The sequence below is a fragment of the Candidatus Electrothrix sp. genome, assembly GCF_052785085.1.
Genome location: NZ_JALAAI010000008.1, coordinates 24,737 through 37,667, shown reverse-complemented (window position 1 = coordinate 37,667; position 12,931 = coordinate 24,737). Strand labels below are relative to the sequence as shown.

The window sequence follows — 12,931 nt, the reverse complement described above, 5'->3', positions numbered from 1 at the left end:
TCCTTTCAGAAAAGGCCTCTTCCGCAGAATTTGTGGTTAGAGGTCGGTGAACTCCGCGAATTTCGTCCCGTATGGGGACGGGGCAGCCCCGCGACTCTTTTGATAGCGCAACCGCCCGATGGTCTTATTGGCTCAATACCGGTAGATTGCGGCCAGTCCCGACAGCCCCGGCATCTGCTCGGTCGGAATGATCAGGACCTGCCCGGTCGACTTCTGTACCAGTTCGCCCAGATCGTCAAGCAGATCGTCGAATAGGTCATCGACTTGCGGGTGGCTCAGGTTCGCAACTTCGACCCGCCCTGTCAAGCGGTCGAGCCGGCCGGCGATTTGGCGGTCGGCCTCGATCAGCAGCGTAGCGACCCGCCCGGTGACCACAGCCCGTGCAACCTCTGCCAAGTCCTCACTGCCAAGCCCCTTGGATTTCGCCACAGCGAATCCGTCGGTCAGTGCGGCCATCCGCGCCTGATACTGCGGCTTGATGACTTGCCAGGCGCGTTCCCGAAGTTCATCGATCGGCAGGGCATCAGGATTGATAGTGAGTCCTTCTGTCATCAGAAACGGATTATGGCTGATCTGGTGGAAAAGATGATGATACTCCGGCAACGCCGCCAGGATCAACGGCAGACAGGATGTGCGGGAATGGTGTTCGAGCACTGCACGGTCGACGGCTCGAAAAAACCGCTCCGTATCAATTTTCAAGTCGTCCTTTTTACCGCCATGTCCATGGTGCGCCGACGTGCTCGCCTGACCGACACCGCCATAAGAGGCGACGGTCAGATGAGAGTCGGTCAGCTCATCGCCCAGTGCCTCGGTGATTGTCTGCGGGACTCCCGGTGCTGGATCGATCTCGTCGAATGCGTCGCGGTTCCCCTCGAAGAGCTGGATATTGTCAAGGCTCAATCCCAGAACCTGATAGCGGTCGACCGATTGCAGAAAACGACGCAAGGGATTGGTGTGAAAGCTGTCGGCCGCGACGGTTAATTCGACAACCGGCCGCTGAAGCCGGAACACTCGAAACAGGTCCGGCCCGCCCAGCACGGCCAATCCATCCAGCGTAAGGTTCCAGAAGGCATGATCGTCAGCCAGGGCTTCAAACGGTTCCAGAAGGAGCCGGGGCTCGACCCCCGGATACTGTTGCTGGAGCGACATCTTCAGCTCTTTTACAAGATTTCCAAAACGGATTCGGTCCTGTTGATTATCGGGATGATGCCGATGGGTCGGCTGGTAAAGTGAGAGACAGGGCGGCTGGTGAGCCGATGCCAATTCGGCCAATGACTCGATAGTAAGCAAAGTAGTCTTCTGTGTCATTTTCGTTTCTCCTTTTTCGTGATTCAGTCACGACAAAAACTCAAAAATTGCCAAACAGAAATGTAGGAAATGTAAGATCGCCAACATTGAATATCTTCGGTGTCGCTGATATACGGGCGCAGACTCGCCCTGGTCTCGCTCAAGTGTCGCTCAAGACTCCTCCTCGGACGCAGACTGAACCTCCGGTTGGTCTTTCGGCTCCTCCTCCGGTTCCGACACGGGCTGGAATCCTTTGAGCGATTTGCGGGCGATTGCAATGATCGTTGCACGATCTTCGTCGCTCAACTTGTCGGCAGTCTCCAGTCGCTCGCAGACCTCCGCCGGGATATCCGCTGCCGCCTTGCGCACGGCCTGCTCCGCATCCGTCATCCGCTCCGGCGGCACCTTGTCGAACAGCTCGGCGGTTAAGGCCAGCAGCACGGCGATTTGTGCGGGCACGGCCACCGGGGTGAATTCCGGCTGCTTGAGGCAGGCGCGGATTCGCCGTCCATGTTCGATAATCTTGCGGGTATCTTCATCCAGGCGGGCACCGAACCGGGCAAAGGTCTCCAGTTCCTCGAATTGAGCATAAGCAAGCTTAAGGTCGCCCGCCACCGCGCGGAAGGCCGCTCGTTGCGCCTTGCCGCCGACCCGCGAAACGGATTTGCCCACATCAACCGCAGGCAGCACGCCCAATTCAAACAGGGACGGCGAAAGGTAGATCTGCCCGTCCGTGATGGAAATCAGGTTGGTTGGAATGTAGGCGGAGATGTTCTGCGCTTCGGTTTCGATGATGGGCAGGGCAGTGAGCGAGCCGTTGCCGAGTTCCTCGCGCAGATGGGTTGCGCGTTCCAGCAGCCGCGAGTGGATATAAAAGATATCGCCGGGAAAGGCTTCGCGACCGGGCGGACGGCGCAACAGGAGCGAGAGTTCGCGGTAGGCCCGGGCGTGATGGGTGAGATCGTCGTACACTATCAGCACGTCTCGACCCGCTTCCATGAAATGTTCCGCAATGCTGGTCGCGGCGTAAGGAGCGATGTAGGTAAGGCCGGGCGGGTCGTTGCCCTCGGTCACCACAAGGACGGTGTAGTCCATCGCGCCTTTTTCCCGCAGGGTGGCCACGGCCTTGGCCACAGCGGACGCACGCTGGCCGATGGCGCAATACACGCACAACACATTCTGGTCGCGCTGGTTAAGAATGGTGTCAATGGCAATGGTCGTCTTGCCGGTCTGCCGGTCACCCAGAATCAACTCGCGCTGGCCGCGCCCGATGGGAATAAGCGCATCAATGACTTTGAGACCGGATTGAAGCGGCACAGTAACAGGTGCGCGGTCCATGATGGGCGGGGCAGGTCGTTCGATGGGCAGACGTTCCTTGGCGGGCACCGGCCCGTTGCTGTCAAGAGGCCGACCGAGCGGATCAACAACGCGTCCCAGCAATCCTTCACCCACGGCCACGTCCATGACCCGGCCTGTGCGTCGGACTTCATCGCCCGCATGGAGCTGCCAGTATTCGCCGAGCAGGACCACACCCACTTCATCTGCATCCACGTTGAACGCGATGCCCGGCACATCTCCGGGAAACATCACTAATTCATCAAAGCCCACGCCGGGCAGGCCGGACACCTTGGCGATACCGGTGGCGATGCTGGTGATCGTGCCCACCTCACGGGGTATTAGTTGCGGCGTGAAGGCTTCCCGCACCTGACTTATTTGGGCAAACGCGCTGTCGAAAACGTTCTGGAGGCCCTCAGCTTCCTCAGTTTCCATGCTTATCGGTTCCTTCATCCTCAGTTTGTTTTTCTTGTAATAATCCAGATCGCATGAATCAGCCCCGGAATATAGCCCAATAAGGTCAGGAGAATATTGATCCAGAAATGGAGACCGAAACCGACCTGCAAAAAGACCCCTACCGGCGGAATGATGACAGACAGGATGATACGCAAAAAATCCATAGTATTTTCTTCCATGTTATACCCTCGTTATATGATGAAAAGTTACGCGGTTGAACCGCAAGAATGCATTCGATTGGATCGAAACCATGCAATCGGTCGGATCGAAACCATGCATTTGATTGGATCGAAACCATGCATTTGATCGGATCAAAACCATGCTCAACAGCGTAACGCCTCATGGCGTGTTACACTTCGGCTTCCGGTATATCCTTTGCGTGCAGGATGTCATTGACCCCCTTTTCCAGCGATGCCAGATAATCCGCAATGCTCCAGGCCACCTTTTGTCCGTTCGCGGTGAGTTCAATACCGCCGATCAGGTCCGGCTCGGTCTTGAACCGGAGGTGGATGTCAGCCGAAAAGGTTTCGTTGACCGCCTTTTGTATTGCCGCACGCTGCTCGGCAGGCAGATCACCTCCGCTCCGCACAAGCGCAGGCTCGGTCTCGGATGTTTTTTCCAGGGCCTTGGCAAGTCCTGCTTTTGCCTGGTCGTCCATTTTGCGCAAGCGGCGTGTAAACGCCTCGCCCAGGCGTTCTTCCAAACTCGTCCCGGCGAGATCGGTCAGCGTCCGGCGTGCGATGGCAAAAACTTCCTGCTGCGTCCGATGGATGAGTGCCTGATGCAGGTTCTCTTGTTTGTTTCTCAAAGTTTCCTGTTGTGTTGCACGTAAAGCCGCAGCAGCCTGCCGCGCTTCGTCAAGGAGACGATCATGTTCGGCCTGTGCCTCTTCTGTTGCCTTGCTCAACAACGCGGCACGCTGCCGGTCCATTGCCTCATTCTTATCCCGGAACTCGTCGCGTTCCTGTCGGGCCTCGGCCTTTGTCGCGTCGGCATTTGCCAATTCCGTGGCGATCCGCTCTTCCCGCGCATCAATGGCGTGCAGGATGGGCTTGTACAGAAATCGCTTCATCAGCCACACCAGGACAAGAAAGTTGAGTGCCTGCGCACCCACGGTAAACCAATCGATTAACATAGGTCTACTGTCCCGCAGCTTGGGCGATAACGTAATTCCAGAACGGGTTGGCGAAGATCAGAATCATCGAGACCACAAAGCAGTAAATGGCTGTGGATTCGATCATTGCCAGACCGACAAACAGGGTCCGGGTTATCGTGGCCGAGGCGTCGGGCTGCTGTGCCAGCGAACTCAGGGCTGTCGCGACAGCTTTACCTTCAGCCAGGGCAGGCCCCAAGCACCCGAAACCGGTGGTAATGCCGGCAATGACAATGGATGCCACCGCAATAATAGTCATGTCGTACATGGTATCTCCTTTGCTTGTTCTCGTTCATGCTGCAACGGTTTACTGCGCTTTAACCTTGGTCTTGTGGACTTGGGCGGCGGCCGCGATATAGACTGCGGCCAGGATGCTGAAAATGTAGGCCTGCACCATGCCGGTGAGCAGACCGAGCAGCGTCATGACAATGGGAAAGAGGAACGGCGTGATCGTTAACAAAATCGCGATAATCATGGCCCCGCTCATCATGTTGCCGAATAAACGGACGGCCAGGGCCAGTGTCCGTGAAATTTCGCTGATGATGTTAAAAGGCAGTATGATGAACGTCGGCTGCACATAGGATTTGAGAAAACCGCCTATCCCCTGCTCGGCAATGCCGAACAGCGGCACAGCCACAAACACGCACAGCGCAAGTGCCGTCGTGGTCGAGAGCGAACCCGTGGGCGGCTCAAAGCCCGGAATAACGGTGCCGAGGCTGGCTGCGGCGACAAATAGGAAGAGCGTGCCCAGAAAGCCGAGATATGTCCGAGGCTGGGTCAGGCCCACCTCTTTGATTTGCTGCTCAATGCCGGTCACCACGATTTCCAGCAGGTTCTGCCAGCGGGAACGTTTCAGGTCAACGGACAGTTTGTGCGTGATGAGTCGGGCGCCGATGGCCAGCACGAGCATCAGCACCCAGGTAAAGATAATGGTGGCGTTGAGTTTGAAAAAACCGAGTTGCCAGAAAATAATCTCGTCAGGACTGAGTCGCATCGTTGACCTCCTGTGTCTCTGCATCAGATATGCGTGTTGTCGTAAGCCGTGTCACCCGTGTCACCCGTGTCACAATCGGGCGGGCCATGACAAAGCCCAGAAGACACATCAGCAGCCGTTGCCACTGGCCTCCCGCGACAAAGTAAAATCCGGTCAGGGCAAGGCTCATCCGCAGCAGCCAGCTGCTGAAAAACCACAAAGCCGGTCGTGTGGACGAAACTGCCTTTTGCACTGTCCACCACAGTCCGCCGAAGAACATTGCTCCGAGTGCTCCTCCGGCAACCCAGGCCGGTGTCAGCATCAGTGTCAAGGTCAGTGTTTCAGTCATCATTGTCCCCCGTATCCTCCTGTTCCTCGTGCATGGCTTGGTCTTCTTTGGCAATCCAAATCCAGACATTGAAACAGCCGATCACAAGTCCGGCCATTAACAGCGCCAGGGTCCAGGAATACTGGCCCGGATGCCGGTTATCCAACCAAAGACCAAGCACCGCACCAAGTAAGGTCGGCACGGCCACGGACCAGCCGACCAGTCCCATCATGCCCAGGCCGAACCAGACACCCGGTGTGGCGTTACGTTGCGCTTTGAGCTTACGTGCCGCCTTTGTGCCGATTTCCCGACTGAACGCTGTCCCCTCTTGCGCCTGCTTGCTGTCTGATTGTTCACTCATGCTGAAACTCCGCTAAACGGCGGATAAAACCGCTCTCTATTTTCGCCATCACCGAGCGGACGTTCTGCTCTCGTTCGTTGAGGTGCAGAAACTCCCGGTCCACTGCTTCACGCAGTTTGCCGAGGTCTGTTCCGCTTATGGCGTGGCGTACAGAGACGAGCACATCCAGGCCAGTCTTGACCAGTATTCCTTCATCAACAGCCACGTACACTTCGGCCTCCCCTGCATGTTCGTAGATCAGAATCCCCGGCACGAGTGCCGCAACGCAGTCCAGTCGGCGCGGCAGGAGTCCGAACGCGCCCTCAAGGGTCTCCGCAACGATGCGCGAAATGCCAGTTGTGTCGGCAACGATTCGGAACGGCAGAAGAATTTTAAGATTCATGCGTGTCGGCTGCTGCATGTTCGACCTCCGGCGTTGGTTGCGGATCAGATTGCGGATCAGGTTGAGAGTCGGGTTGTAAATCGGCGGCAGGCGGTGGGTCGCCCTGCGTCTCAGTCCGGGACGCAGAGTCGGCTTTCGCTTGCCCCTTTGCTTCGTCAATCGCCCCGATCATGTAGAGGGATCTTTCCGGGGAATCTTTGAATTCATCGCCCAGGATTCGTTCGCAGCCATCCAGCGCATCCTGAAGGCTGACGAGCTTGCCTGTGAGGCCGGTAAACTGCTCGGTCGTGAAAAAGGGCTGGGTGAGAAAACGTTCCAAGCGGCGGGCCCTGGTGACCACGTTGCGGTCCTCCTGCGACAGTTGTTCCAGACCCAGCATGGCAATTATGTCTTTGAGTTCCGCGTATTGGGCAAGCGTCCGCCGGATTTCCCGGGCCAAGTCGTAATGCCGCTGGCCGACGATACCCGGCGTGGTCATTTTGGAACTGGACGCCAGCGGATCAATGGCCGGATAAAGCCCCTCGCCAGCTCGCTTGCGCGAAAGCACGATAGACGCGGAGAGATGGGAAAACGTATGCACCGCAGCCGGGTCGGTCAAATCGTCCGCCGGTACATAGACCGCCTGAATGGAGGTGATGGCCCCGGTGTCGGTGTTGGCGATGCGTTCCTCCAGCCCTGCCAACTCAGTGCCCATTGTGGGTTGATAACCCAGGCGCGATGGCATTTGCCCCATCAGGCCGGACATCTCCATGCCTGCCTGGATAAAGCGGAAAATATTATCGATTAGCAACAGCACGTCCCGATGCTCGTCGTCCCGGAAATACTCGGCCATGGTCAGCGCGGCGTGGCCCACGCGAAACCGGCTGCCCGGCGGCTCATCCATCTGCCCGAACACCATCACCATGTTCTGCAACACGCCCGCTGTTTTCATGTCACGATACAGTTCCTCTCCTTCACGAGACCGTTCGCCGATCCCGCAAAAAATACTGACACCCTTCTGCTGCCCGATCATGTTGTGAATCATTTCAGTGAGCAATATTGTCTTGCCCACGCCTGCCCCGCCGAACAGGCCCGCTTTGCCGCCGCGTTCCAGCGGCACCAACACGTCGATGATCTTGATTCCGGTTTCAAAGATCTCGGACTTGGTGGAACGCTGGGCCAAGGTCGGCGGGGCGCGATGGACAGTGCGCCATTGGATATCTGTCGGTGTTGGTCCGTGGTCGATGGTGTTGCCGAACACGTCGAACATGCGCGAAAGAATGCCCTTGCCGACCGGGGCCTTCAACGGCCCGCCCGTGTCCTCCACCGCCATTCCGCGTGCAAGACCTTGCGTGGGTGTCAGGGCAATTCCGCGCACATGCTGTGCATCCTGCTGCGCCAGCACTTCGATGACGATCTGTTGGTCCGCTCCTGCGCGTAGCACCGAGTAGATCGACGGCAACTGCTTATCAAACCGTACATCCACGACACTGCCGCGTACCGAGACCACTGTGCCGAGATTCGTGGAATGTGCTTGATCCTTCATTTTTACCCCCCTGGTCTCTTGGCTTATTTATGACCGGATTTTTTTTGCGGTGTTCTGGCGTCCGACTTGAGCGACGGCAATCTTTACAATACCGTCTCAGAGCTTTTTGCGAATCTCCTGCAATTCACGGCGGCGTTTGGCGGTGGTCTTAGGATAGGCCATTTCAAGTTCGTTGAACGCATCAAGGATGATTTGAGAAACAATCAGCCGGGCGTTCTTTTTATTGTCGGCAGGAACGACATACCAAGGCGCGGTAGCGGTGCTCGTGGCACTCAGGCACGCCTCATAGGCCTGCCTGTAGAGGGGCCAGCTTTTCCTCTCGCGAACGTCTGCAAGGTTGAACTTCCAGTTTTTGTCCGGTTCATCAATGCGGTCAAGGAAGCGCTTTCGTTGTTCGTCCTTTGACAGGTGGAGAAAGAATTTGATGATCCGCGTGCCGTTGCGGTGGAGATGCTTTTCCAGATCCACAATGGAGCGATACCGGTCTGTCCAGATCGTCTTCCCTTGGGGCAGCTCCTGCGGAAGGTTTTGGCTGCTGAGAATATCGGGATGCACACGGACAACAAGCACCTCTTCATAGTAGGAACGATTGAAGATACCGATCCGTCCGCGTTCCGGCAGACGGCAGGTCGCGCGCCAGAGAAAATCATGTTCCAGCTCGTCGGCACTCGGCTGTTTAAAACTGAAAACCTGACAGCCCTGCGGGTTGACCCCGGACATCACATGCCGGATGGCGCCGTCCTTGCCGGCGGCGTCCATCGCCTGGAAGATCAGCAGCAGCGAGTAGCGATTGGAGGCGTAGTGGAGGCGTTGCAGAGAACTTAACTGATCAATGTGTTGCTCCAGAATTTTGTGATACTTCTTCTTTGACTTGTACAACGGCTTCACCTGCGTCGGCCATTGTTTGAGCTTAACCGACTTCCCCGCAGGAACCCGAAAATCTTTTGCATTGATCTTCATATCAAGTCCTTTATATTTGGTTGATCGTTTGTCGAAGCTGGCTCCGCTACAATCCCCGCCACGTATTTGCTCTTGAAATTCTTTTCACAACCGCGATGATTGAGGGGGCAGCTCCGGCCCATCTTTCATGGTAGCACGGTTACCCCATATTAGCTCTGGATTTCGGTACCAAATGCTTGTTTTTCTTTTGAGGTCGAATTCGCCGACTCCTCCTGGGTTTGTTTCGGTTGCCAACGCTCCTGCAACGCAGGCGACCGGCAATTTACTCAGACCACTGTTTTATTTATGAATGTTAAGGATTTCTTCCTTTTCATCCAGCCAGTCAGAAATTTTCATTTGTTTTTCCTCTCCTTCAGCAATCCAAAACGGTTCAAGGACTCTTTCCGGGTTCCTTTCTATGAAAGTGGTCAGCGAAGCTGATCAAGCCTCCCTTCTTTCATGTTTTGTTGTCCCGGTCGGTTGAGCCGGAATGCAGGGTATACAGAAAACGTCTCTGCGCAACTTTGAAAGCTAATAACTCTTGCCGCCAAGTCCCGCCAGACCAAGCAATAATCGGGCAACGCCATAAGCACTCCAGTTGATGATGCGTCGCCACAGCGGCTGACTGTGCCATGAGTCCTGATCCACTTTCAAGGCCCCATCCTGAATATGCTGACAAAGGCTGATGCGTAATTCTTCGGCAAACTGCGAATCATCGATGATGGCATTGGCTTCGCGGGCTAACAGCAGGCTGAAGGGATCAATATTGGAAGAACCGACCGTGGACCATCGTCTATCAATCACCGCCACCTTGGCATGCATGAAGCTTTTCCGGTAGTCGTATATTTCGACCCCGGCATTGAGAAAGGCTCCGTAAAGTGCATGGGAAGCGTAATGCAACAAGACATATTCCGTGCGTCCCTGTAACAGCAGAATAACCCGTACGCCACGCCCGGCCGCCCGTCGAAGCGCACGCCGAAAATGCTTGCCGGGAAAGAAATACGCGTTGACGATGATGATTTCTTCCTGTGCCCGGTTGATGGCCTCAAGATAGGCATCTTCGATATCGGAACGGTGGCGCAGATTGTCGCGCACCACCAGGGCGGCACGCTGCTTGCCGGAGGGAACGGCTTCGGGTATGGAGTGTGGTCGAGTCCGCCATTCCAACTTGAAATTGAGCAGGGCTATCCTGTTCCACAACCTTTCGTTCTCTTTTGCGAGCATCGCCAGCAAGCGGCCTTCGATGCGCACGGCGTAATCGTAGCGGATCGACGGATCCTCCGGGGAGGAGTTCATGTCGTCAATGATGTTGATGCCTCCGACAAAGCCCAGACGATAGTCGATCATGACCAGCTTGCGGTGCAGTCGCCGCAGACGGTTTCGTCGCAGAGTGAAGGGGGATATCTTCGGGTGGTAAATCAGCACCTGCACCTTGTCGATCAAGAGCTGTCGATGTATAGCGTCGAATATTTTATTTGAGCCGAAGCCGTCCACCAGAACACGCACGGTCACCCCGCGCTTTACGGCCCGCGTCAGAGCCGCCGCCATGCGCCTGCCCGTTTCGTCGTCGGCAAAGATGTAGGTCTCAAGGAAAACGACATGTTGAGCGGTATTGATGGCCTGCTCAAGGGCCAGGAAGTAGGCAGCACCGTTTGTCAGCAACTGGAGACTGTTACCGTTAATAAATTGGGGTTTCATAGCAGTTCAAGCTCCGCATTCAACGTGCTGCCTGCGTACGTGCATTTTAGAGGCCGGAATCTGCCGACTTGTTCAACATCTGCTTCGCGGTCCGGTAGCGCTTTTCCACTTCTTGGCGGTCGTCGTTTTCCGACAGCCCGCCGCGTGCCCCTCGGACGATCATCTTGGCGTGCCGTAACAGTGTGGCCTGGTCCTCCAGCCGATGTGTGAATCCTGCGACCACGGTGATTGTTTCCAGCATGCGGATGGTCACTGCGGCACTAGAGCGGCCATATTGCCGGATCTGGTTGAACGCCGCGTCCGTGAGGTCCGAAAACGTGACGACAGGCATAATGACCCGAAGCTGATCCTGAGAATCACGGCAAAAAGGCAACGGCATGTCTCGACGAACCAAACGACACAGCGCAGAACCCAGGTGATCCACACACATCATTGCCGTGAACGGGTCATTTATTCCGGGGGAGAGGGCACGTACCGCGATTTCGACGAGCTGGTTGACCATGAACTCAATGTCCTGCCTGGACGTTCGCTGGTTACCCAGGACAAAGGCGGCATTGACGCGGTCCGCGAACCGGTCGGACAGCCGCTCTCCCGGCCATATCAGTGCCAGCGGGCAACCGGTCGCGACATAGTGTCCGGGACCCTGCTTCAGTCGAAGAAGGACATCTTCCTCCACGGCCAGAGCGATCAGGGCAGCTGTATCAATGAACTGGATATAGCCGTCCCCGGTCGCGATCAAAGGAGAGGCTTCCTGAGCAAACACGTCCGGGAGAGCGGCATCGGGCGGTTCCGTCGGAATCCGTGTCGCAGCCTGTTCCGCCCCATGTTCCGTCCCCTGTGCGATGTTTTCCGGGAACATCCGCTCTATACCCGCGATCAGCTCGGTTCCGACCACTGCCACGATTTCGTTGGCCTGAATAGAGACGGACACATGATGGATGAAATAGATCAACACCCCCACGCTCACCACTGCGAGCAGTACGCCCAGGGAGGCCGACAGGTGGGGGACGAAGAGGACTTCATCAGCACGGCGGACGGTGCGCAGGACGAGCAGGCAGTAGAGGAAGGTGGCGATAAAGGTGCCGAGGACCGCCTGGGTCGTGGTGTCGCGCATGAAATTGCGAAGCAGACGGGGGCCGAGCTGTGTCGAGGCCAGCGACAGGGTGACCAGGGTCATGGAGAAGACGACACCGGCAAGAGTAATCATGGAAGCGGCAATGCACCCCAGCACGGCGCTTGTCCCCTCGGCTCCGCCGGTAAATGTCCAGCTCCAGTTACGCTGCACCCAGTTTGTCACTGGCGCATCAAGGGCAACGGTCAGAAAGGCCAACGCTATTGCCCCGCCCGCCATGACTGCCGGGAGAAACCAGAAGCTGGAATGAACGCGATCCCATGTTTTGAAAATCTGTGCTCTCATGACGGTTTCACCGTATCCTCTCCAAAATCCAGGGTTATAGGATATTTTCAGGCAGAATTTGAAGCAGTATGCTGAGATAATGGATGCCAAGGAGGGCTTTCGTACTTTTGGCTCATACGGTCATGAATGAGTCTGTTGATGAACCCATCCATATACTCAGAATCAACTTAACTATTTTAAATAATGTTATTTATTTGTAAAAAAGCTTGACGGTGTAGCAGGTGACATGTCGGAATCCGCCGACTCCTCCCGTGCCTGTTTCGGTTGCCAACGCTCCTGCAGCGCGGGTATATTCTTGCTATGTGTGAGAATCACAACTTCGTCGCCTGTTCGAAATGTTGTCTCTTCATCGGCGTGTGCAAACGTGCCGTCACGGTAATAGCAGATGGCCTTGGCTGCGGCAGGCAATTTCAGATCTTTGGCCGCGACCGCATCTTCCTCTTCGGCAATCAGAATGAAGAATCGGGCCTCGTCCTTGATGACCGTGGAGAGTTCGATATTTTCGCCGCCGCCCACCATATCCACCAGATAACGGCTGATTGTGCGGGAGGGAATGATTGTGTCCTTCAGACCCAACTCATGGCAGATGCCCTCGAACTGCGGATCACCGATGCTCGTCACGACTCGCTTGAATCCGAGAGAACGACCGACAAGGCTGGCAATGAGGTTGGCCTGATCGCTGTCGGTCAGGCAGAACAGGAAGTCGGTCTGTTCAGGATTCACTTCGCGCAGGATGTCGGGCTGGCTGCCGTCACCCTGCAGGAAACTGCAATCCATCTCTTCGGACAATTCATCAATCTTGGCCTTATCGGTCTCGATGATAATGACTTCGTGGCCCTTCTTGACGAGTGCCCGAGCGGTTTCAATGCTGACTTCGCCGGCTCCGATAAACACAGTTCTCATGTTTCCGCCATTTTTCTGCCAAACCACGTTCCCGGATATAACAGCACCAACCACGCCATGATTTCCAGTCTTCCCATCAGCATGTCAACGCATAAAATTCCCTTGAGCAATGGGGGCAAAGCCGCACTTGTCAGTCCTGCGGACAGCCCCGCCGTTCCTGTTGCCGAAACCACT

Annotated in this window: 15 protein-coding genes; all 15 read right to left on the bottom strand. The window is 56.1% G+C overall.

Going from position 1 to position 12,931, the window contains the following annotated elements; genetic code table 11:
- Positions 1-132: 132 nt before the first annotated feature.
- Positions 133-1,308, bottom strand: a complete 1,176-nt coding sequence (locus L2082_RS02615) for a baeRF3 domain-containing protein (RefSeq protein WP_446011425.1) — start codon at positions 1,306-1,308, stop codon at positions 133-135.
- A 150-nt stretch (positions 1,309-1,458) separates the two neighbouring features.
- Positions 1,459-3,057: an alternate F1F0 ATPase, F1 subunit alpha gene (locus tag L2082_RS02610; RefSeq protein WP_446011424.1), complete on the bottom strand. Its 1,599-nt coding sequence runs from the start codon at positions 3,055-3,057 to the stop codon at positions 1,459-1,461.
- 20 nt (positions 3,058-3,077) lie between these two features.
- Positions 3,078-3,242 (bottom strand): YqaE/Pmp3 family membrane protein, encoded by a 165-nt coding sequence (locus tag L2082_RS02605; RefSeq protein WP_446011432.1) that lies wholly within the window; start codon positions 3,240-3,242, stop codon positions 3,078-3,080.
- A 185-nt stretch (positions 3,243-3,427) separates the two neighbouring features.
- The gene (locus tag L2082_RS02600) at positions 3,428-4,213 is read right to left on the bottom strand and encodes a F0F1 ATP synthase subunit delta (RefSeq protein WP_446011423.1); all 786 of its coding nucleotides are present in this window, start codon (positions 4,211-4,213) and stop codon (positions 3,428-3,430) included.
- 4 nt (positions 4,214-4,217) lie between these two features.
- Complete coding sequence (locus L2082_RS02595) at positions 4,218-4,499, bottom strand: F0F1 ATP synthase subunit C (protein ID WP_446011422.1); 282 nt, start codon at positions 4,497-4,499, stop codon at positions 4,218-4,220.
- A gap of 39 nt (positions 4,500-4,538) precedes the next feature.
- Positions 4,539-5,225, bottom strand: a complete 687-nt coding sequence (locus L2082_RS02590; RefSeq protein WP_446011421.1) for a F0F1 ATP synthase subunit A — start codon at positions 5,223-5,225, stop codon at positions 4,539-4,541.
- Entirely contained in the window at positions 5,209-5,553 is a 345-nt protein-coding gene (locus L2082_RS02585; RefSeq protein ID WP_446011431.1) for an N-ATPase subunit AtpR, read from the bottom strand. Before L2082_RS02585 ends, L2082_RS02590 begins: the two co-directional genes overlap by 17 nt.
- Positions 5,546-5,893 carry an AtpZ/AtpI family protein gene (locus tag L2082_RS02580; protein WP_446011420.1) on the bottom strand — a complete coding sequence of 116 codons (348 nt, stop codon included), beginning with the start codon at positions 5,891-5,893 and terminating at the stop codon, positions 5,546-5,548. Before L2082_RS02580 ends, L2082_RS02585 begins: the two co-directional genes overlap by 8 nt.
- Entirely contained in the window at positions 5,886-6,293 is a 408-nt protein-coding gene (locus L2082_RS02575) for a F0F1 ATP synthase subunit epsilon (protein WP_446011419.1), read from the bottom strand. The genes L2082_RS02580 and L2082_RS02575 overlap by 8 nt, the downstream gene beginning before the upstream one ends.
- A complete protein-coding gene (gene atpD / locus L2082_RS02570; protein ID WP_446011418.1) occupies positions 6,265-7,800 on the bottom strand; it encodes a F0F1 ATP synthase subunit beta in 1,536 nt (511 codons plus the stop codon). The genes L2082_RS02575 and atpD overlap by 29 nt, the downstream gene beginning before the upstream one ends.
- A 96-nt stretch (positions 7,801-7,896) precedes the next feature.
- The gene (locus L2082_RS02565; RefSeq protein ID WP_446011417.1) at positions 7,897-8,760 is read right to left on the bottom strand and encodes an ADP-polyphosphate phosphotransferase; all 864 of its coding nucleotides are present in this window, start codon (positions 8,758-8,760) and stop codon (positions 7,897-7,899) included.
- Positions 8,761-9,270: 510 nt separating this feature from the next.
- Positions 9,271-10,437: a cardiolipin synthase ClsB gene (gene clsB, locus L2082_RS02560; RefSeq protein ID WP_446008912.1), complete on the bottom strand. Its 1,167-nt coding sequence runs from the start codon at positions 10,435-10,437 to the stop codon at positions 9,271-9,273.
- A gap of 46 nt (positions 10,438-10,483) precedes the next feature.
- Positions 10,484-11,854 (bottom strand): DUF2254 domain-containing protein, encoded by a 1,371-nt coding sequence (locus L2082_RS02555; RefSeq protein WP_446008913.1) that lies wholly within the window; start codon positions 11,852-11,854, stop codon positions 10,484-10,486.
- A 186-nt stretch (positions 11,855-12,040) separates the two neighbouring features.
- The gene (locus tag L2082_RS02550) at positions 12,041-12,811 is read right to left on the bottom strand and encodes a potassium channel family protein (protein WP_446008914.1); all 771 of its coding nucleotides are present in this window, start codon (positions 12,809-12,811) and stop codon (positions 12,041-12,043) included.
- Positions 12,754-12,930 (bottom strand): hypothetical protein, encoded by a 177-nt coding sequence (locus L2082_RS02545; protein ID WP_446008915.1) that lies wholly within the window; start codon positions 12,928-12,930, stop codon positions 12,754-12,756. The genes L2082_RS02550 and L2082_RS02545 overlap by 58 nt, the downstream gene beginning before the upstream one ends.
- Position 12,931: the final 1 nt, after the last annotated feature.

Excerpts from the sequence above, each read along its gene's own strand:
- L2082_RS02615 (WP_446011425.1), bottom strand. The coding sequence starts at position 1,308 with ATGACACAGAAGACTACTTTGCTTACTATCGAGTCATTGGCCGAATTG.
- L2082_RS02610 (WP_446011424.1), bottom strand. The coding sequence starts at position 3,057 with ATGGAAACTGAGGAAGCTGAGGGCCTCCAGAACGTTTTCGACAGCGCG.
- L2082_RS02605 (WP_446011432.1), bottom strand. The coding sequence starts at position 3,242 with ATGGATTTTTTGCGTATCATCCTGTCTGTCATCATTCCGCCGGTAGGG.
- L2082_RS02600 (WP_446011423.1), bottom strand. The coding sequence starts at position 4,213 with ATGTTAATCGATTGGTTTACCGTGGGTGCGCAGGCACTCAACTTTCTT.
- L2082_RS02595 (WP_446011422.1), bottom strand. The coding sequence starts at position 4,499 with ATGTACGACATGACTATTATTGCGGTGGCATCCATTGTCATTGCCGGC.
- L2082_RS02590 (WP_446011421.1), bottom strand. The coding sequence starts at position 5,225 with ATGCGACTCAGTCCTGACGAGATTATTTTCTGGCAACTCGGTTTTTTC.
- L2082_RS02585 (WP_446011431.1), bottom strand. The coding sequence starts at position 5,553 with ATGACTGAAACACTGACCTTGACACTGATGCTGACACCGGCCTGGGTT.
- L2082_RS02580 (WP_446011420.1), bottom strand. The coding sequence starts at position 5,893 with ATGAGTGAACAATCAGACAGCAAGCAGGCGCAAGAGGGGACAGCGTTC.
- L2082_RS02575 (WP_446011419.1), bottom strand. The coding sequence starts at position 6,293 with ATGCAGCAGCCGACACGCATGAATCTTAAAATTCTTCTGCCGTTCCGA.
- atpD (WP_446011418.1), bottom strand. The coding sequence starts at position 7,800 with ATGAAGGATCAAGCACATTCCACGAATCTCGGCACAGTGGTCTCGGTA.
- L2082_RS02565 (WP_446011417.1), bottom strand. The coding sequence starts at position 8,760 with ATGAAGATCAATGCAAAAGATTTTCGGGTTCCTGCGGGGAAGTCGGTT.
- clsB (WP_446008912.1), bottom strand. The coding sequence starts at position 10,437 with ATGAAACCCCAATTTATTAACGGTAACAGTCTCCAGTTGCTGACAAAC.
- L2082_RS02555 (WP_446008913.1), bottom strand. The coding sequence starts at position 11,854 with ATGAGAGCACAGATTTTCAAAACATGGGATCGCGTTCATTCCAGCTTC.